The sequence below is a fragment of the Staphylococcus sp. 2S1 genome (genome assembly GCF_046721335.1).
Lineage (GTDB): Bacteria > Bacillota > Bacilli > Staphylococcales > Staphylococcaceae > Staphylococcus > Staphylococcus equorum_A.
Map to the genome: position 1 here is coordinate 2,638,029 of NZ_JBEUUJ010000003.1, position 18,892 is coordinate 2,656,920.

Genomic DNA, 18,892 nt, shown 5'->3' on the forward strand with positions numbered 1-18,892 from the left:
TTTTCATTAAAATCAGGCTTTTGAAAGAAGAAATTAATCTATTTGAAATTAATTGTAAAAAGCTATTTACAAATAAAGGTATAATTATTATACTAGATATATAAAATAAATTAATGTGAAGGAGTTTTCCGAATGGGACTTTTTAGTAAAAAAGAAGATACACTTGATGTATTTCAAAATGCAGTAGAATCAAGACGTACAATATATAGTTTAGAAAAAGAAATTTCAATATCTGATAAAGAGGTAGAAGGTATCATTGAACATGCAATTAAACATGTTCCATCTTCATTTAATGCTCAATCAACTCGTATTGTATTGTTATTAAGCGATAATCATAATAAATTTTGGGATATAACAAAAGAAGAATTAAAAAAATCAATGGGTCCTGATCGTGAATTCCAAGCAACTTCAGACAAAATTGATAACTTCAAACATTCATATGGTACAATCCTATACTTTGAAGATCAAGAAGTTGTCGAAGGATTGCAAAATCAAATGCCTAACTATGCTGAGAACTTTGCCATTTGGTCAAACCAAACAAATGCAATGCACCAATTTGCAATTTGGACTGCATTAGGTACTAAAGGTATTGGCGCATCATTACAACATTATAATCCACTTGTAGACGTAGCAGTAACTGAAGCGTTCGATATTCCCGCTACTTGGAATCTTGTAGCTCAAATGCCTTTTGGTAACGTGCGTGATGAAGCTCGGAGAAAAAGAATTTCATGATGTAAGCAAACGCTTCTTAGTAAGAAAATAGTTTGTTGGATTTTTTAAACATTAACAATAATACATGCGCTTAGGGTATCAACCCTTTCCAATTTATAAAAACCAATTCGTTTAAGGCACTGAACGGCACTGAACCCTTAAAATGGGAACTTAATAAAAACACTATTTTCTAGGATGCTAATTTCCTGAACTCTATAGGAGATAAGTAGCCTAGTTTTTGTTGAATTCTAACTTTATTATAGTTTTCAATGTAATTTTCGACAATATCTATTACAATGTTATTAGAGCTCTTGAGCTCTTTGTTTAAGTAGAATGTTTCACACTTTAGCGAGGAATGGAAACATTCAATCGGGGCATTATCAGCTGGCGTTCCCTTACGGGACATGCTTCTGGTAATGCTTTTTTCTTCGCATAATTTATAATATTCATACGATGTGTAAACACTTCCTTGATCGCTATGAAGTATACAACTATCTGGAATTTCTAATTGGTTCAAAGTCTCGTTTACTAAATTTTGATTCTGATGATTATCTATAGTATAAGCAACTATTTCCCCGTTATAGACATCCATAATTGACGATAGATACAACATTGTATTACCGAAAGGTAAATAAGTAATATCTGTTACAAGTACTTCTAATGGACGATTTGCATTAAAATTCCTCTGTAACAAATTGCCTATTTTATAAAATGGATTACCTGGTTTTTTAGATTTTTTAGGTTTAACCCTACAATTCAATTCGTTTTCTTGCATAAGCCTTTGCACTTTCTTGTGATTAATTTTTTCCTTACTAAATTTATTTAATTCAGCAGTCACTTTCCTATAACCATAGGTATATTTGTGCTTATGACAAATCGATTTAATTGCTTCTAATTCCGAATTTGTTTCATGTTTTTTACATTTCCAGCGATAATAGGTAGATTTGGGTATGTTAAATACCTCTAATATCATTTAAACTGTATATTTTGATTCTAATGCTTCAACCACTTGTATTATTATTTTGGGCGACACTCCCTTTCCAATTCCTTGTACTTTTTTAAAATTTCTAATTCTGCGTTTTTTCTTTTATTTTCTATTTTTAATTGTTCAATTTCTGAAAGTTCTTCTAATCCCTTTCCGTAGGAATATTGTTTTCCAACTTGTTGATGAAATCTATAATGTTCACCATTTTGGTACCATTTCCACCAAGTTTTCACTTGTGATCTATTTCTAATGTTTAATGTATTCATAATTTCTTTTGCACTATATCCCTCAATTTTCATTTCAATAGCTTTATTTTTGGTTTCTAGTGAATAAGTAACTCTTTTCATAGAAAAACACCTCCGTATAAATTCATTTTAGTATGAATTCAACGAAAGTGTTTTTATTTTATTCCCACAATTTGGGGTCAGTTCATAAAATGAATTGGTTTTTTTATTTAAATATTTCGATTTTGAGTATGCACACTTCTCACGTACGCATTTTGTAACTTCATTGAAAACTGCCCGCAATTTTGAATTTTCTGAATATATCTAGTATATTTATGCTAACAACAATTTAAGGGGCGATCGAGATGAATATAGAAATCTTTCAATTTAAAGTGGAACCAGCGAATGTTGCATTAAATGAAGAAATAATTACGAATTGGTTTGCCGAGTATGTGACAGCAGAGACAGATATCGTAGTTTTACCGGAAATGTGGAACAACGGTTATGCCCTACCTCAACTAAAAGAACTTGCTGATAATCAATTATCAAGAAGTTTTGAGTTTATATCAAAATTAGCAATCCAATATAAAGTTGATGTAATTGCGGGTTCTGTTTCAAATAGTATGAAAGATAACATCTACAATACTGCTTTTGCCGTTTCAAAAAATGGTTATTTAATAAACAGTTATGACAAGGTACATCTTGTGCCGATGTTGGATGAACCTTCATTTTTAACACCCGGTAATGCAGTTCCAGAACCCTTCACTCTATCAGATGGAGCTAAAGTTGCACATATTACTTGTTACGATTTACGCTTTCCTGAATTACTTCGCTATCCAGCGCGTAAAGATGCACAAATCGCTTTTTATGTTGCACAATGGCCGGCGGTAAGATTGAATCATTGGACTGCCCTCTTAAAAGCGCGTGCCATTGAAAATGATATATTTGTAGTTGGTTGTAATGCTTGTGGAGATGATGGCAAGACTGAATATGCAGGTCATTCTATCGTGATTAACCCTAATGGTGAAGTTATAGCAGAATTAAAAGAAAAACCAGATCATTTAACTTGTGACATTGATTTAGATGAAGTAACGAATCAACGCAATACTATTCCAGTATTCAAAAATTTAAGACCACATCTATATAAATGATTTCATAATAAAAACCGTGAGCTTGGGAGGGGCTCACGGTTTTTGTAACTTATTATTAAGGGAATGTTTTTACAGTTATTTCTCTATCTATTTTTGGGGATGTTATTAATTATGAAAAAAATTAGTGAATTTACCGATTTTAATGATAAATTGAATGATGTTTACGATAGCTTACATGTTAATACTTTAAATTGTCTCTGTTATAGACAATGTTAAAATAATATTAGATTCGAGACTGGGAAGGTTCTGCAAATCTAAATTGGGAATGCTTAAATTAATAAGCGCGTTGTGTACTCAGTAAGTACTATTTTACGAAATCACTAATTGCTGCTGAGATATCTTTTGTCACTACATCAGCCTCCTCTTGTTTGTATTAAAATTGAAAAACGATAACTAATTTTTGTAACTATAACAACTATACGAAGAAAGTACAGTTACAATATCAGCGTGTCAATTAAGCTCCTGCTCAAAAGCTTAATTAACTTCATCATTCAAATCAAAATTCAAACAAAAATTGATTAAATGATTTGTAAAATGCTATCACTTCTTTGTGATACAAGTACATTTAACCATGATTTTGAGCTTATTCGTTAAAAAATCCCTAACTCGTCATATTTCATTCCTAAATGTTCACTTTTTTATGTTAAAATTAAAGAGATAAAGATTAGCAACAGTTAGGAACACAAAATATACAGTTAAGCAATAAGACGCATAAAACTTAATTAAAATTGTATAATACGTCTGAGGAGAGAAGCCCAATGTTAAAGTCTATAGATAGCAAAATTGACCGTTTTGCTAAATATCTACAACAACGTAACAACTTAGAACATATTGATTATTTAAAGATGCGTTTAGGTATGCAAGTATTTGTAGGCAATATAACTAAAACAATTATAACTTATGGCGTTTCAATCCTTTTCCAACTCTTTTTTTACACACTAACTGTCCATTTATCGTACTTTTTAATTAGGCAATATGCACACGGTGCACATGCAAAATCTTCTTTTGCATGTCATGTGCAGAATTTATCTTTATTTGTTTTACTACCTTGGCTAATCGGGTATATTGGAGTGTCTTCATTAATTATGTATCCATTAGCAATAATTGGTTTCATTATATTAATGATATACGCACCTGCTCGCTACGAAAAAGCAGCCTATACCACAACGATTAGTAAAAGGTAAAAAAATAAAGACAGTCATTGTAACTTTATTATTAGTAGTAATATCAATGTTTTTCAGTGAGCCTTATCAACAATTAGTACTTTTAGGCATTATTTTGATTGCTATCGCTCAACTACCTATATTTTTCCCTAAGGAGGATGTTTAATTATGCATATCTTTGAATCTATTTTTAGTATAATCGCGAAGTTTTTCACAGTACTAGGTGCAGTAGTTGGGGCAAGACCTTGTTATGGATATTTTGATGAGACGGAAGTACCTAAAGAAATTACAGATTTATACGAATAATTGTCCTAGAGAGTGTGTAGAGTATGGCTATTTTAAACACAATAATGTTATCAATATTTCAAGCATTTTTGCTTTTCATAATTATTAAAATTTTAACAAATGTAACTTATACTTTGAGGGATTATATTACCATTATTGGGATTATAATCCCTTCAACCATTTTATTCTTTTATTTTGACACAAAATCGATGTTATTTTTATTGTTAGCAAGTGTTGTCTTTATGTATTTTAAAAATCGCTTCATGGGTGTTGTATCTGTACTTGTTAGCTTTTTCATCCTTTATATGGCCAACTTTCTTTCAATTTGGTTAGCAACATCCTTGCAAGATTTAATTTCAGGGAATTATATATTTAATTTAATATACTATGTAATTTTCGTTTCTATAATAATTGTTTTTTCAATACTTGGTAGATTTCTTTTTAAACTATTAACCACTTCGGTTTATCATTAAATAAAATCTATTTAATCATTGTTTGTGTTTTTCTATTGACCGTATTGTTATTAATTTATTTTTATTTACCTGATCGTGTTCTTTCTTTTGGAGATATAAAATTTTTAGTCGTAATGTATGCCGTATTAATCATTACGATAGCTGTACTTATCGTTACGATTTCTTTTAGTATTATTCGTCAAATTCAGTACAAACGTAATATGCGTGAAATCGAGAATTACTATAAGTACACTTTACAAATAGAAAAAATTAATCATGAAATGCGTAAATTCAGACATGACTACGTCAATATATTATCAACGATGTCGGATTTTATTAGAGAAAATGATATGAAAGGTTTAGATCAATACTTCCATGAAGAGATTTTACCTATGCAAGACAGTATGCAAATGAACGCCATTAAAATTAATGGTATTGAAAATCTAAAGGTTCGTGAAATCAAAGGATTATTAACAACAAAAATTTTACAAGCTCAAGAAAAAAATATTAGAATTAGCATAGAAGTACCTGAAATAATCGAAAAAATCGAAATGCCTATTATTAATTTGAGTAGAGTTATTGGCATTTTACTTGATAATGCAATTGAAGCTTCTGAAAAAATAGTGGAGGACCCACTGATTCGAATTGCTTTTATCAAAAATGAAGATGATTCAGTGATGTTTATAGTTATGAATAAATGTGATACTGATATGCCTCGAGTACATACCCTATTCCAAGAGAATTTCTCTACAAAAGGTAAAAATCGTGGACTCGGACTTTCAACATTAAAAGAATTGACTGATACGACTTCTAATGTTTTATTAGATACAACGATTGATAATAACTATTTTATTCAAAAAGTAGAAATATTAAATACTGATTCATAAGGGTGTGAAGATATGAAAATATTCATATGTGAAGATGATGAAAGACAACGTGAGAATATGATTTCAATTATCAACAACTACATCATGATTGAAGAGAAGCCGATGGAAATTGAAATTGCAACTGCCGATCCTTATGAAGTTTTAGAACGTTCAAAAGATTTAAGTGATATAGGATGTTACTTTTTAGATATACAATTGGAAGCTGACATTAACGGTATCAAGCTTGCCAGTGAAATTCGTAAGCACGATCCTGTAGGTAATATCATTTTTGTTACAAGTCATAGCGAGCTTACATACCTTACTTTTGTTTATAAAGTAGCGGCGATGGACTTTATTTTTAAAGATGACCCAGATGAATTAAAGTCTAGAATCATTGATTGTTTAGAAACTTCAGAATCTAGGTTAAAATTACTTTCTAAAGAACGCACTGTCGAAACAATTGAATTAAAACGTGGAAGTAATTCGGTATATGTCCAATATGATGATGTTATGTTTTTTGAGTCCTCTTCTAAATCTCATCGATTGATTGCGCACTTAGACAATAGACAAATTGAATTCTATGGTAATCTTAAAGAACTTAATCAGCTCGATGACAGATTTTTTAGATGTCATAACAGTTTCGTTGTTAACAGACATAACATTGAATCTATTGACTCAAAATCTCGCATTGTATATTTCAAAAACCAAGAACATTGCTTTGCTTCAGTAAGAAATGTTAAAAAAATATAATAAAAAGACTTAGCAAATTATGCTAAGTCTCAGAACGTAGACAAACCATTTGCTGTAAAAGCATTTGGTTTATTTTTTATAAATATAACTTATTTTTAAAAATAAAAAGTGGTCTTTCAGACCATTTCTGGCCCTTTTATGAGCCACATTGCCATTTTCTTAAGATTCATGGCGGCACAAATCAGCGTGGTATCCATGGAAACTTTTTTGATACCTCTATATCGTGTCCATCTCATACCATGTTGCTCTTTTGCATCTCCAAATCTTCTTTCAATTGTTTGGCTTCGCAATTTATATTGAGTTTTTATAGTATCAACAAATCTCAAATCTTCAACTATATCTAAATCATTTTGCCATACGTGTCGTCTTATTTGTTTGATAGCATCTTTACTCTCTGTACATTGATTTAACAAAGGACAATGACGGCATTTATTAGGGTTGGATACATACAATCTGTGACCTGTTGGCATTGTTCGTTTAAATATCAATGTTTCATCGTTAGGACAAATATAATTATCATAGTATTCATCGTAGATGAAATCCTTAGTTCTAAAATAACCTGGTTTTCCTTTAGGTCTCGTGTAAGGCATTGCTGGGATAATCGTTTTTTCAAGTAAGTAATGCGCGTTAAAAGGTGTTTTATATCCAGAATCAACAGCTAATGTGATGGGCAACATATTTTTCACTTCTAATCTTTCAATCATTGTTTTGAGTTGTGTACTATCATGAACATTACCAGGTGTCACGTGTTTATCGATGATAAAGCCGTTTCTATCTACGCAAGCATGTAAGCTATAAGCAAATTGTTTTTCGCGTTCTCCTTTTACATAGTAACCAGAGTCTGGATCAGTCGTACTTACTTTTTTACTTTTGTATTCCTCCTTCTTTTTCTTTTTTATAGGCTTTTTTCCTTGAGATAATCTTTGTTCATTAATTTCATTATCTAATTCTTCTTGGAAATGAAGAGAATCTTTTTTCACTAATTCAGTTATATATTTATTTTTATTTGCGTTTGCCTTTATATGTGTTGAATCAATGAATAAAGATGAATGATCTATTAAATTATATTTGATTGCGATTTTAAGAATTCTTTCAAATATTTGTTCAAATAAATCTGTATCATGAAAACGACGTGTATAGTTTTTACTAAATGTACCGAAATGAGGTACTTTATCTAAAAAGCTATAACCTAAATACCAACGGTAAGCTACGTTCGTTTCTATTTCTTTTATCGTTTGTCTCATTGACTTTATTCCAAATAATCTTTGAATAAGTAATATCTTAACTAAAATTACAGGATCAATTGATGGTCTTCCATTATCAAGACAATACTTGTCTTCGACAAGTTCATAAATGAAATTTAAACCTAATATACTATCTACTCTACGTAATAAGTGATTACTAGGAACTAATTCCGATATTGAAATCATTTCATATTGATCTCTTTTATCGATTGATTTATTCAACATTACAAACACCACCACTGTTTAATTTAAATATATTATATTATTTTTGTTTAAAAAATGGCAGTAATTTGTGCCGACTCCTGCGGGAAAAGCACTAGCCGAAGACTACAGGCTGAGGCTGTGCCCGCGGAAAGCGTGCACAAAAAAAGTGCCAACAAAGTCGGAGACTTTGTCGACACTCTGAGACTTAGCAAATTATGCTAAGTCTTTTTTTTACTGTTTAGTTAACGCTTTATTTACTTCACTTAAATTTGGAATACTCTCTATAGCGCCATATTTTGTAGTAACCATTGTCGCTACATAATTACTAAATTCTAAAATACTTTGACCTTCATTTTTCAACAATTGATTTATATCATTTGTATTCGAGGTTACGATTCTACTAATCAAAGCTCCAATAAAAGCATCTCCGGCACCTGTCGTATCAATCGGCTGTACTTTAAACCCTTGATGCGTAATAACTGTACCGTCCTTCAAATATATCATAGCTCCGGCAAGCACCTTTAGTATAAATAACCGCTTCTACATCACCTTGAAATAACCATTGAATTGCTTGTGCTTCGTCACTCTGACCTGTAACAAACGTCAATTCTTCATCAGAAATTTTAACAATATTTGCTAACGGAATAAATGATTGTATTGCTTCTTTACATGCATCTTCACTATCCCACAATGGCAAGCGAACATTGGGATCAAATACAACTGTTCCCCCTGCTACTTTAACTTTATCAATCAATGCTTTGTGTGCATATTTCATAGGACTTTCTACTAAATCCACCGAACAAAAATGTAGCACATCGTTTTCCATTACATCAATTCCTGCTACTGCTTCAGTTTGGTACAGCATATCAGCAGAAGGTTTACGATAAAAGGAAAAGTCTCTTTCACCGTCTTTGGTTAAGCTTACAAAAGCTAATGCCGTATTAGCCTCGTCTGTACGTTTTAAATACTGTGTACCGACATCTAAATTTTCTAACGTTTCAACTATTAAATCACCAAATGCATCATTCCCTAATTGAGTAATCATTTCAGCTTTGCCACCTAATTTAGTGGTCGTACATGCAACGTTACAGGGTGCGCCTCCCACTTGGCGCGAAAACCCTTCAACATCTTTTAATTTAGAGTCTGTCGTATTAGGTATAAAATCGATTAACGCTTCACCTATAGCAAGTAGTCGTTTCATACTTCCTCATCCTTTAAATCATATTTTGTGAATTTTAAATATACTTGACCAGATTCTGTTGATGTTTTAATTCCTGTAGCTTCATCATCTGTAAAAATTCTAGAAGTCATGACACGTTCACCATCGTTGCAGAATATTTCGACACTCGATGTATCTATAAATAATTGTAACTGTGTCAATGGCGTATCCAGATAGGTTGTTCTTGTTGTACTGTCGACTGGGTCTGGTAACAAACCACTTTCACTACGATCTAACGTTAACTTTTGTTCTTTCTTATTATAAGTAATCAGTGTTGTTTGTGTTTTAGACGTACGCACTTCAAAATATACTTCAGTTGAATCGTTTTCTAAAATATCGATAATCAATTCATATTGTCTTCCTTCATATGGATACAATTGTCTCGTGAATTTATTCGCATATCCTAGTGCTGTTTCTTTATTTGTTCTTAATTGTTCAAGGGATTTTGCAGGTCGTTGTTTTAAATTACCTGCTTCAATCGATAGTACACGTGGAATAGTTAGACAATGTGCCCATCCGTCAACATCAGATGGATAATTAATTTCCGGCAACCCCATCCGACCAATTAATACCCGCTGTCCATGTTCATCTATAAATGTTTGTGGCGCATAAAAATCAAATCCGTGGTCAAGTTCAAAAAAGTCGCCATGATTCATTGTTAAATTATCAATGTCGTATTGTCCCATAATATACCCTGATTGATAGATATTTTTAAAGCGTTCACCTTCTTCATCAATACCTTGTGGACAAAATAACAACATGTCATATCCATCCAAATTAAAGTAATCCGGACATTCCCACATATAACCAAATGAATCTAGATTCGTATGAACTTCGCCTTGAAATTCCCAATTCACAATATCCGTTGAACGATATTGAATCACTCTACCTTGACCTTGTTCATTTTGAGCTCCAATGACAGCATAATAGATACCATCTTTTGAAAATACTTTAGGATCTCTGAAATGCTGAGTATAGCCAAATGGCGGTTCAGCAATGACGGCTTTAGGAAACTTTTTAACTTCACCTTGTGCATTTACTTTTGCAATATGTTGAGTGGAAATTCTATTCCAATCCTCATCACGATGATTTGCAGTGTACATATAATACATATGGTTATTATATTCAAATGCACTACCACTATAAACGCCATGGCTATCATCTTTCGTATCTGGCTTTAATGATGCGCCCATATCTTCAAAACGTACTAAATCTTTACTTGTATATGTATACCAATATTTCAAACCATGAACAGGTCCTAACGGAAACCATTGATGTGATATATAATAAGTTCCATCGTAATATATCAGTCCGTTAGGATCGTTTAATAATCCTGTTTTAGGTTGTAAATGAAACGTTTGTCTATACTTAGATTGATTAACTTGAAGTGTTAAATCATCTAATGTTTGCTGATCAACGTCTTCATATCTTTGATAACGTTCATCTCTTGTCCACTCAGCCATTACTGTGTTCCTCCTACTATCAATATTCAAACTTTATTTTACATAATGGTACCGGTTCCATTACATTTCATTATATAATATCATGCTTCACTCAATTTTTAAATGAAAGACTCACATCAATAATGATACGTTGCTCTATTGATTGATGTTGAATCAGTTGATTGAGTTTACTCATTGCTACTTCACCGAGCAAATTCAAAATGATAATTAACTGTATGAATTGAAGGCGAGACAATTTCCGTAACTGGATCACCACCAAAGCCTACGATAAACTTGTCCTCATTTTGCGTAGCATCTTCTGAGATCACTTTATGTGCGCCTAATGCGATAGAATCTGTGGCTCCCACAACTGCGTCATAATTAGCTTGAGCTTGCAATATTTTTGATACATCGATCATTGCTTCATTGTAATTAAATGAGGTTTGCGAAATATGTGGTTTGACATTATATTTCGCTAAGCCACTGATCAAGCCTTTTTTTCTATGTATACCAACAGCTATATCAGTTTCTGTAACTCCAAAAAATTGGATACTTTTAAATCCCTTTAATCCGAGCGCCTCCCCTACCATATAACCTGCATGAAAATCATTATGAATGATACTGTGCAAGTCCTTATGTTCTTGACCGACAATGATAACAGGAACATCAATTTTATTAATCACTTCCATATGTCTATCTGTAATTTCTGTAGCCATTAAAATAATGCCATCGACTTTACTTCTATAAAACGTTTCTAGAGCATCAATTTCCAGTTCTGTATCGATATTTGTATAATTTAGCAATAATCTATAGTTCAAATCATCACAAACTGTCTTCACACCTTTGATTGTTTCATCTACAGCGTAAGAGTTCATTCTAGGTATGATTGCCCCTATCATATTGGTTCTATGCGCTCGTAGACTTTGTGCAAACTGATTTGGTTGGTAATCATTTTCTTGAATAATTTTATCCAACTTCTGCTTAGTTTTTAAACTTACCGAGCCATTATTAAGATATCTTGAAACTGTACTCTTCGATACGCCGGCAATTTTTGCAATATCAGATATATTTTTCATATTCTCTCACTCTCATCAATAAGCTATTCTCAATATGATTAATTCTATCATATTGCAATCGCTTTAAATACTATTTAAAATAAAAACCAACCTGATACCTTAGGTGTTTTAACCTAATAATAGCAAGTTGGTTGATCTTTCATTTATTCAGCTTTTTGAATTGTAATTGTCCAAGAAGCATCATCTAATTGTTCATAGTTTGTTATCCGATATCCTTTTTCAGCTGCCCAATTAGGTAGTGCCTCTGTTGCCTGAGTACAGTCAAAGTCTATTTTCAATTCTTCACCGTTATCCATTGTTTCCATTTTCTTTTGTGCTTCTATTAGTGGAAATGGACAAACCATTCCTACCGTACCTAATTCATGTACCATAATTAAATTCCTCCCTAATATATTTAAGTCGTTTGAGTTTGTGTTGAGACCGTATTTTCACTAGCTTGTTGGCGTTGCGCTTTTTTCATAGGTTTTATAAATATAAAGTAACTCATAAACCAAGCTCCCAAAATCATAGACGCAAGTGCAATCCAACCTTTCCATGACATCGCCGCAGTTTCTACTAAACCGTTACCTATTGAACAACCGCCAGCTACAGAAGCGCCAAATCCCATACATACGCCACCGATAACGCTATTGCGTATTGTCTTTTTATCAGGCATTCTCCATTTGAATTCTTTAGCACCTTTCGCGACAATATAAGAACCAACGAATATACCTAGAACAAGGAATACACCCCAGTCTATCAATTTCAGGTCACCAGTTACAAAGAATTGAACTATATTTGCAGATGGTGTTGTAATACCAAGACCAGACATTCTACCTGTTGATTCACTTACAGGCCATGCGAGTAATGCAATTAGCCCAACAGCAATTGCCGCAACAAACGGGTGATATTTTTTCTCGAATAAATAGTGTCTTATACCTGTATATTTTTGCTTTAATTTTGGTATAGCAAATTTAGGTTTTGGTTTACGTAACGTTTTTACAACAAGAAGAATTGTGATGATTGTAAGTAACGCGACCCAAATCCATGTTGGTATACCAGTCGTTTGTGACATACTTGCATTAACATTTGTTGGTTTGTTCACACCATTCATTAATGGTAACAACAAACCATATTTTGTTGCCGCCGCAGTGAAGCCATAAGCAATAAGTGCCATCCAGCTTCCTATTAAACCTTCTCCAGCTCTATACCACGTACCTGTAGCACAACCTCCAGATAAAATAATACCAATACCAAAAATAAATGAACCTATTACTGTTCCGATAATTGGATACGTAGATTCTGGAATTTCTACTAAGCCTGTTGATGTTAAAATTAATAACCCAATACTTTGTACGGAAATTGCAATTAATAATGCATAAAACATTTTATTGCTTTTTTGAACGTACATATCTCTAAATCCACCGACTAAACAAAATCGCGTTCTTTGCATAACAAAGCCTAAAAGCGCACCAACAATCAGTCCACTGATTACTAACCACGTCATATTATTACCTCTTTCCCGATAAAATCAATATGATTTATCATATTAAACTTTCCATTAAATATCAAGCCCGTTTGCTCATATTTTATAAAGTGTTAATTGTCAAAATAACTGTAGTTGGTAGTAATCATATAACTAAATACAAAAACTAGCTTTTTTAAACACTCACCACCTAACGTGTGTCTCGTGTAAATAAAAAAGCTAGCCTATTTTCATACGCTTTATTTGTTACTATAATTTTTCATAAAGAAGAGTAAAGATTGTAATTCAATACCTAAATCAATATGATGTACCTGAACATCCGATGGTGTCAGAACACGACTTGGTGTAAAGTTTAAAATACCTTTTACACCTGTTTTTACTAAAGTGTCAGCAACGTGCTTGCGCTACTTCTTCAGGTGTAGTTAAAATCACTACATCAATATGTTCTTGTGCTAATATATCCGTAATTTTATCAAACGGACTGACTGTTACTTTCCCTATTTGCGTCCCTATAATTTCATCTCGTATATCAAAAGCTTCCGTTATTGTCATCTCATCATGTATTGAGAAATTGTATGTTAATAATGCTTTCCCTAAATTCCCAACACCTACAATTGCAATTTTTATCTCGTCATTTTCACTTATCTCATTTTTAAAAAAATGTAATAAGCTATCTATATTATAGCCATAGCCTTTCTTGCCTAATTCACCAAAATATGAAAAATCACGACGAATCGTTGCAGAATCAATGTTCAAGCCCTCACTTATAGTTTTTGAATTAACTCTATCTATGCCTTTAGATTTCAAAGTATTGACGAATCTATAATACAACGGTAAACGTTTCAATGTGGCACGAGGAATCTTTTCGCTTTGATTAGCCAAGATCATGTCCCCCTATTTCATTATCTATTGCTGATTTATCTTATAATCACTACAACATTATACATTATTGAATAATAAAAATAAACAATGATAGTTTTAACCACGCGTTGAATACTGTAGAATGATAATGAATAGAGAGGTGCAAATTGGATGATATTATTACAACTCAATGACTTAACTAAATCATTCGACGGAGAAGATATTTTTAATAATGTAGATTTTGAAGTTAAAACTGGTGAACGTATTGGTATCGTAGGACGTAATGGTGCCGGAAAATCTACTTTAATGAAAATCATTGCTGGCGTCGAGACATATGATAGCGGTCAAGTTTCAAAAAGCAAAAATCTCAAGCTTGGTTATCTAACACAACAAATGACTTTAAATACGAATCAAACTGTTTTTGATGAAATGTCGAAACCATTTGAAAGTATGAAAAAATTAGAATCAGAAATGAAATTTGAGACAGATTGGTTAGCGCAACATGCTGATGAATATGATACTGAGTCATATAAGACACACATCGATCGCTATGAATCTTTATCTAATCAATTTGAACAACAAGAAGGTTACCAATATGAAAGTAAAATTAAAACTGTACTGCACGGTTTGAATTTTAGTGAAGCGGATTTTAATCGTCCTATTAATGATTTTAGTGGCGGTCAAAAGACCAGGTTATCTTTAGCCCAGATGTTACTTAGCGAACCTGATTTGCTATTACTTGATGAACCTACAAACCATTTAGATATGGAAACAACTCAATGGTTGGAAAGTTACCTTAATTATTTCAAAGGCGCTATCGTTATTATTAGTCACGATAGATATTTCTTAGATAAAATTGTCAATCAAATTTATGACGTTGCGCTCGGCGATGTACAACATTACGTAGGTAACTATGGACAATTCATAGCGCAAAGAGATAAATATTATGAAAAACGTATGCAAGAATATGAAAGTCAACAAGCTGAAATTAAAAAACTTGAAACATTCGTAGAAAAAAACATCGCTCGTGCTTCAACTACGGGCATGGCAAAAAGTCGAAGGAAAATGTTGGAAAAAATGGAAAGAGTTAACAAACCTATGATTGATGCTAAAAGCGCCAATATTCAATTCGATTTTGATAGAAATACTGGAAACGATGTATTTCATATTAAAAATCTAGAAATTGGATATGAAGAAGCCATAACAAAAGGCATTAATATCGAAGCCACCAAAGGAGACCATATTGCAATCATTGGTCCTAATGGTATTGGAAAGTCTACTTTAATCAAAACAGTCGCCGGTCTCCAACAAAAGATCAGTGGAGAAATTACTACAGGTGCAAATTTAAAAGTTGGTTATTACGATCAAAAACAAGCTGAATTTAAATCAAACAAAACAATCCTTGATTATTTATGGGACCAATATCCAACAATGAATGAAAAAGATATTCGCGCTGTCTTAGGTCGTTTCTTATTTGTACAAGATGACGTCAAAAAAATCATCAATGACTTGTCTGGTGGAGAAAAAGCGCGTCTTCAACTTGCTCTACTGATGCTAGAGCGCAATAATGTGCTTATTTTAGATGAACCAACTAACCATCTAGACATAGACTCTAAAGAGATGCTTGAACAAGCGTTGTCAGATTTTAAAGGCACAATCTTATTTGTGTCACATGATCGCTATTTTATAAACGAACTTGCAAATAAAGTTTATGACTTGGACACTACTGGTGGGACAATGTATTTAGGTGATTATCAGTATTACATTGAAAAATTAGAAGAAAAAGCAGCAATTCAAGCGAAAAGAGAATTGGATAACCCTACAAAAACAGAAGTAAGTGCATCACAAAATCATAATTACGTTGACCAAAAACAACAAAAACGAGAGCAACGTCAAGTTGAACGTAAAATAGAACAATGTGAAACAAATATTGAAATATACGAACAAGAAATAAACAATATAAACGAACAACTCACACAGCCTGATGTCTATTCTAATCCAGAAAAAGCAAATGATTTAGCAATTGAAAAAGAAATAGCCGAACAAAAATTAGAACAAGTCATGGATGAGTGGGCAGAATTACAAGAAATGTTAATATAATCGTTATAAGTGCAATTGAGCTAAAGTAAAATTTTCTACTTTAGTTCTTTTTTTATGCTCATTCTATTCACACTACCTTTGCTGTTATAATAGCTATCCACAGAGTTATCCTACTTATCCACAAGTAATAAGTAACTATTAGCTGTTTTCAATTTTCAGATATCAACCTATATCCACAAACATAACCACTACTTATCCACAAGTTATGCACTATTTGTTGATAAGTACGCACGTTCCCTATTGACATTCCATTCAAACTATAAATTACTCAAAACGAAAGGTATTTGTTTAAAATGGAATGCCATGTCATAATTATTACGAGTTTACAGCAAAATCGTGAAAGGATGTACAAAAATATGCCTACGTTATTATGGTTTCTAATTGCTTTTATTCTAGGAACGACAATACTGATTATTACTACGACGATTGTCGCTAATAAAAAATTAAAGCATGATTTACAAAATCTATGGACTAACCAAAAATCACTAGAAAACTTTATTCGTCCTAACCATAACTATAGTTATGAGTTTGACACATATAGAAATAGATTTGATGAAAATTTATTGCTAGATGATAAAACCTGGTCTGATTTAGATATGGAAAGTGTATTTCATAGTATGAATTTTAATTTTACTGCAATTGGCGAGATGAGACTTTTTGCTACACTAAGAAATATGTATAAAGTAAAAGATGAAAATTTAATTCATCAATTTAAAACAAATATTTCATTTAGAAATTACGTTTCTCTGCAATTAGCAAAAATTGGTAAAGCTATTTATCCTATTTTTCCAGATCAATTATTACATATTAAACGAAATAATTTTTTTATGCTATGTACATATTTACCTCTTATTTTTATGATTCTAACTTTCTTTTCACCTAGTGAAGGTATAGCTTTAACAATCGCTTCTGTTATATTCAATATGATTCTTAGTGGCTCGTTAAAAAAGACGTATAATCAAGATTTAAATGCAATATTTTATACATCTACAGTCATTAAAAAAGCACATACATTACAAAAACTTGAGGATACACCTAATCTTGATGTCGATTTCAGCCATTTTCGTATAGCTCGTAGATTTAGTGGTTTATTAGGTCGTGTTAATTCTAGCGAAGATGCCTTTGTCATATCTTTACTAATAAAAATAATTTTTATGCTGGACTATCATATCTTCCACTTAATTCAAAACAGTTTTAAAAAATATGAAGATGAAGTAATGTCTTGTTATAAATATATTGCGAGCATAGATAATCATTATGCCGTAGCACTTTGGCAAGAGACGTTGGATCATTACTCACTTCCACAAGTCAATAGAGAAGACTACCTTGAATTTGAAGAATTAACTCACCCTCTTATCTACGAAGCGGTATCTAATGATATGAGTATAAATAATCATATACTTTTAACGGGGTCCAATGCTTCAGGTAAATCAACGTTTATGAAAGCAATTGCTCTAAATTTAGTATTAGCTCAAGCAGTAAACACTGTTACAGCAACGAAATTCATCTATAAACCTGGCGTAGTTTATACCTCTATGGTTAATCAAGATGATATTTTAACTGGAGATAGTTATTTTATGACTGAAGTCAAATCGATACGACGCTTATTCGATATAACAACCTCCAACAAAATATATTGCTTTATTGATGAAATTTTTAAAGGAACCAACACTACAGAACGTATTGCGGCTTCAGAATCTGTATTAAGCTACTTGAACCAACTACCCGGTTATAGACTTATTGTCGCTACACACGATATAGAGTTAGCTACTTTACTAGAGAAAAACTATGCAAATTATCATTTCAATGAATCCATTTTAGAAAACGAAATTGCTTTTGACTTCAAGGTAAAACCTGGTAAAGCCGATACTAGAAATGCTATAGAGTTATTACGTATTATGCAATTTCCAGAACAAATCTATAAACGCGCAAATTCTTTCACCTCAAAAACCAATTAATCAAAAAGATAAGGCTGGGACATAATTACATGTCTCAGCCTTATCTTTTTATAATTTATTCTGCATTGATCATCCAAGTCACACCAAATGGGTCATTAAACATACCATATAGTTCAGACCACTCTGTCTTAGCTAATGGCATCGTAGCTTCACATCCACCTTCTATCGCTTTATTAAAAAATGCTTCTGCTTGCTGTTTGTCCGCTTCATTTGAATAATCAAAAGTAAAAGCCACAATCGCACCACTATTATCAATTTTTTTATTTTTCATTGTATCACTACAATAGAATGTTTCACCTAAAATTTTAAATGATGCATTCATAGTAAAGTTCTTATCAATATCATATTCCTCTGGCATATCTGCAAACATTTCATGATCACCGCCAACACGCTGTATGTCAGTGGCCCCTAAGTGCTTTTCATAAAAATTTAACGCCGCTAAACTATTTTGAAAGTTAAAATATTGAACTGATTTCATTAAAATAGCCTCCTTTAAAAATAATATTTTTAAATATCCTTAGACTCTATTGTTATTAGCTAATGTTTTACTAAATTACCTATACCCTTATTTTTCAAATATAAATAAAAAAACACCAACCAATCGACAAATTGAACTGCACCCAGTCAAGTAGATACTTAAAAAGTAAAAACTTTGAAGGGAGCATATCCTATCATTCAATGGTTGGTGTTATTATTTTTAGAAAATATATTAAGCGCATATGTTGTCATGAATTCA

The 18,892-nt window shown here is 32.1% G+C and carries 10 protein-coding genes and 7 pseudogenes; 8 read left to right on the plus strand and 9 right to left on the minus strand.

Going from position 1 to position 18,892, the window contains the following annotated elements:
* The first annotated feature begins 132 nt into the window (after positions 1 to 132).
* Positions 133 to 763: pseudogene (locus tag ABLV90_RS13835) on the plus strand (nitroreductase family protein).
* Positions 764 to 901: 138 nt separating this feature from the next.
* On the opposite strand, the pseudogene ABLV90_RS13840 reads toward ABLV90_RS13835, so the two are convergent.
* Positions 902 to 2,043, minus strand: a pseudogene (locus tag ABLV90_RS13840) (IS3 family transposase).
* A gap of 242 nt (positions 2,044 to 2,285) precedes the next feature.
* On the opposite strand from ABLV90_RS13840, the gene ABLV90_RS13845 reads away from it, so the two are divergent.
* From ABLV90_RS13845 to agrA, 5 genes and pseudogenes are all read left to right on the plus strand, one after another.
* Positions 2,286 to 3,071, plus strand: a complete 786-nt coding sequence (locus ABLV90_RS13845; RefSeq protein ID WP_427706914.1) for a carbon-nitrogen family hydrolase — start codon at positions 2,286 to 2,288, stop codon at positions 3,069 to 3,071.
* A 758-nt stretch (positions 3,072 to 3,829) separates the two neighbouring features.
* Positions 3,830 to 4,400: pseudogene (locus ABLV90_RS13850) on the plus strand (accessory gene regulator AgrB).
* Between the two features lie 2 nt (positions 4,401 to 4,402).
* The gene (gene agrD, locus ABLV90_RS13855) at positions 4,403 to 4,540 is read left to right on the plus strand and encodes a cyclic lactone autoinducer peptide AgrD (protein ID WP_460872786.1); all 138 of its coding nucleotides are present in this window, start codon (positions 4,403 to 4,405) and stop codon (positions 4,538 to 4,540) included.
* 23 nt (positions 4,541 to 4,563) lie between these two features.
* Positions 4,564 to 5,858, plus strand: a pseudogene (gene agrC / locus ABLV90_RS13860) (quorum-sensing sensor histidine kinase AgrC).
* Positions 5,859 to 5,870: 12 nt separating this feature from the next.
* Positions 5,871 to 6,587, plus strand: a complete 717-nt coding sequence (gene agrA / locus ABLV90_RS13865; RefSeq protein ID WP_285323961.1) for a quorum-sensing response regulator AgrA — start codon at positions 5,871 to 5,873, stop codon at positions 6,585 to 6,587.
* A 116-nt stretch (positions 6,588 to 6,703) separates the two neighbouring features.
* On the opposite strand, the gene ABLV90_RS13870 is transcribed toward agrA, so the two are convergent.
* From ABLV90_RS13870 to ABLV90_RS13900, 7 genes and pseudogenes are all read right to left on the minus strand, one after another.
* Entirely contained in the window at positions 6,704 to 8,056 is a 1,353-nt protein-coding gene (locus tag ABLV90_RS13870) for an IS1182 family transposase (RefSeq protein ID WP_427707942.1), read from the minus strand.
* Positions 8,057 to 8,266: 210 nt separating this feature from the next.
* Positions 8,267 to 9,236 (minus strand): annotated as a pseudogene (locus ABLV90_RS13875) (carbohydrate kinase family protein).
* A complete protein-coding gene (locus ABLV90_RS13880; RefSeq protein WP_460872787.1) occupies positions 9,233 to 10,717 on the minus strand; it encodes a sucrose-6-phosphate hydrolase in 1,485 nt (494 codons plus the stop codon). The pseudogene ABLV90_RS13875 and the gene ABLV90_RS13880 overlap by 4 nt, the downstream one beginning before the upstream one ends.
* Before the next feature lie 91 nt (positions 10,718 to 10,808).
* Positions 10,809 to 11,772, minus strand: a pseudogene (locus ABLV90_RS13885) (LacI family DNA-binding transcriptional regulator).
* A gap of 143 nt (positions 11,773 to 11,915) precedes the next feature.
* Positions 11,916 to 12,143, minus strand: coding sequence for a sulfurtransferase TusA family protein (locus ABLV90_RS13890; RefSeq protein WP_427706899.1), 228 nt, complete (start codon positions 12,141 to 12,143; stop codon positions 11,916 to 11,918).
* Positions 12,144 to 12,166: 23 nt separating this feature from the next.
* On the minus strand, positions 12,167 to 13,258 hold the full coding sequence (locus ABLV90_RS13895) for a YeeE/YedE family protein (RefSeq protein ID WP_460872788.1): 1,092 nt from the start codon (positions 13,256 to 13,258) through the stop codon (positions 12,167 to 12,169).
* Between the two features lie 218 nt (positions 13,259 to 13,476).
* Positions 13,477 to 14,125, minus strand: a pseudogene (locus tag ABLV90_RS13900) (redox-sensing transcriptional repressor Rex).
* Positions 14,126 to 14,269: 144 nt separating this feature from the next.
* Between ABLV90_RS13900 and ABLV90_RS13905 the strand changes: the two are divergent.
* Positions 14,270 to 16,198, plus strand: a complete 1,929-nt coding sequence (locus tag ABLV90_RS13905; protein WP_046466301.1) for an ABC-F family ATP-binding cassette domain-containing protein — start codon at positions 14,270 to 14,272, stop codon at positions 16,196 to 16,198.
* 356 nt (positions 16,199 to 16,554) lie between these two features.
* Entirely contained in the window at positions 16,555 to 18,156 is a 1,602-nt protein-coding gene (locus ABLV90_RS13910) for a MutS-related protein (protein ID WP_460872789.1), read from the plus strand.
* A gap of 55 nt (positions 18,157 to 18,211) precedes the next feature.
* Here the strand turns inward: ABLV90_RS13910 and ABLV90_RS13915 are convergent, their stop codons facing one another.
* A complete protein-coding gene (locus ABLV90_RS13915; protein WP_427706894.1) occupies positions 18,212 to 18,634 on the minus strand; it encodes a VOC family protein in 423 nt (140 codons plus the stop codon).
* Positions 18,635 to 18,892: the final 258 nt, after the last annotated feature.

Bases quoted from the DNA above. Each gene is read 5' to 3' on its own strand.
- ABLV90_RS13845 (WP_427706914.1), top strand. From the start codon at position 2,286: ATGAATATAGAAATCTTTCAATTTAAAGTGGAACCAGCGAATGTTGCA.
- agrA (WP_285323961.1), top strand. From the start codon at position 5,871: ATGAAAATATTCATATGTGAAGATGATGAAAGACAACGTGAGAATATG.
- ABLV90_RS13870 (WP_427707942.1), bottom strand. From the start codon at position 8,056: ATGTTGAATAAATCAATCGATAAAAGAGATCAATATGAAATGATTTCA.
- ABLV90_RS13910 (WP_460872789.1), top strand. From the start codon at position 16,555: ATGCCTACGTTATTATGGTTTCTAATTGCTTTTATTCTAGGAACGACA.
- ABLV90_RS13905 (WP_046466301.1), top strand. From the start codon at position 14,270: ATGATATTATTACAACTCAATGACTTAACTAAATCATTCGACGGAGAA.
- ABLV90_RS13915 (WP_427706894.1), bottom strand. From the start codon at position 18,634: ATGAAATCAGTTCAATATTTTAACTTTCAAAATAGTTTAGCGGCGTTA.
- ABLV90_RS13880 (WP_460872787.1), bottom strand. From the start codon at position 10,717: ATGGCTGAGTGGACAAGAGATGAACGTTATCAAAGATATGAAGACGTT.
- agrD (WP_460872786.1), top strand. From the start codon at position 4,403: ATGCATATCTTTGAATCTATTTTTAGTATAATCGCGAAGTTTTTCACA.
- ABLV90_RS13895 (WP_460872788.1), bottom strand. From the start codon at position 13,258: ATGACGTGGTTAGTAATCAGTGGACTGATTGTTGGTGCGCTTTTAGGC.
- ABLV90_RS13890 (WP_427706899.1), bottom strand. From the start codon at position 12,143: ATGGTACATGAATTAGGTACGGTAGGAATGGTTTGTCCATTTCCACTA.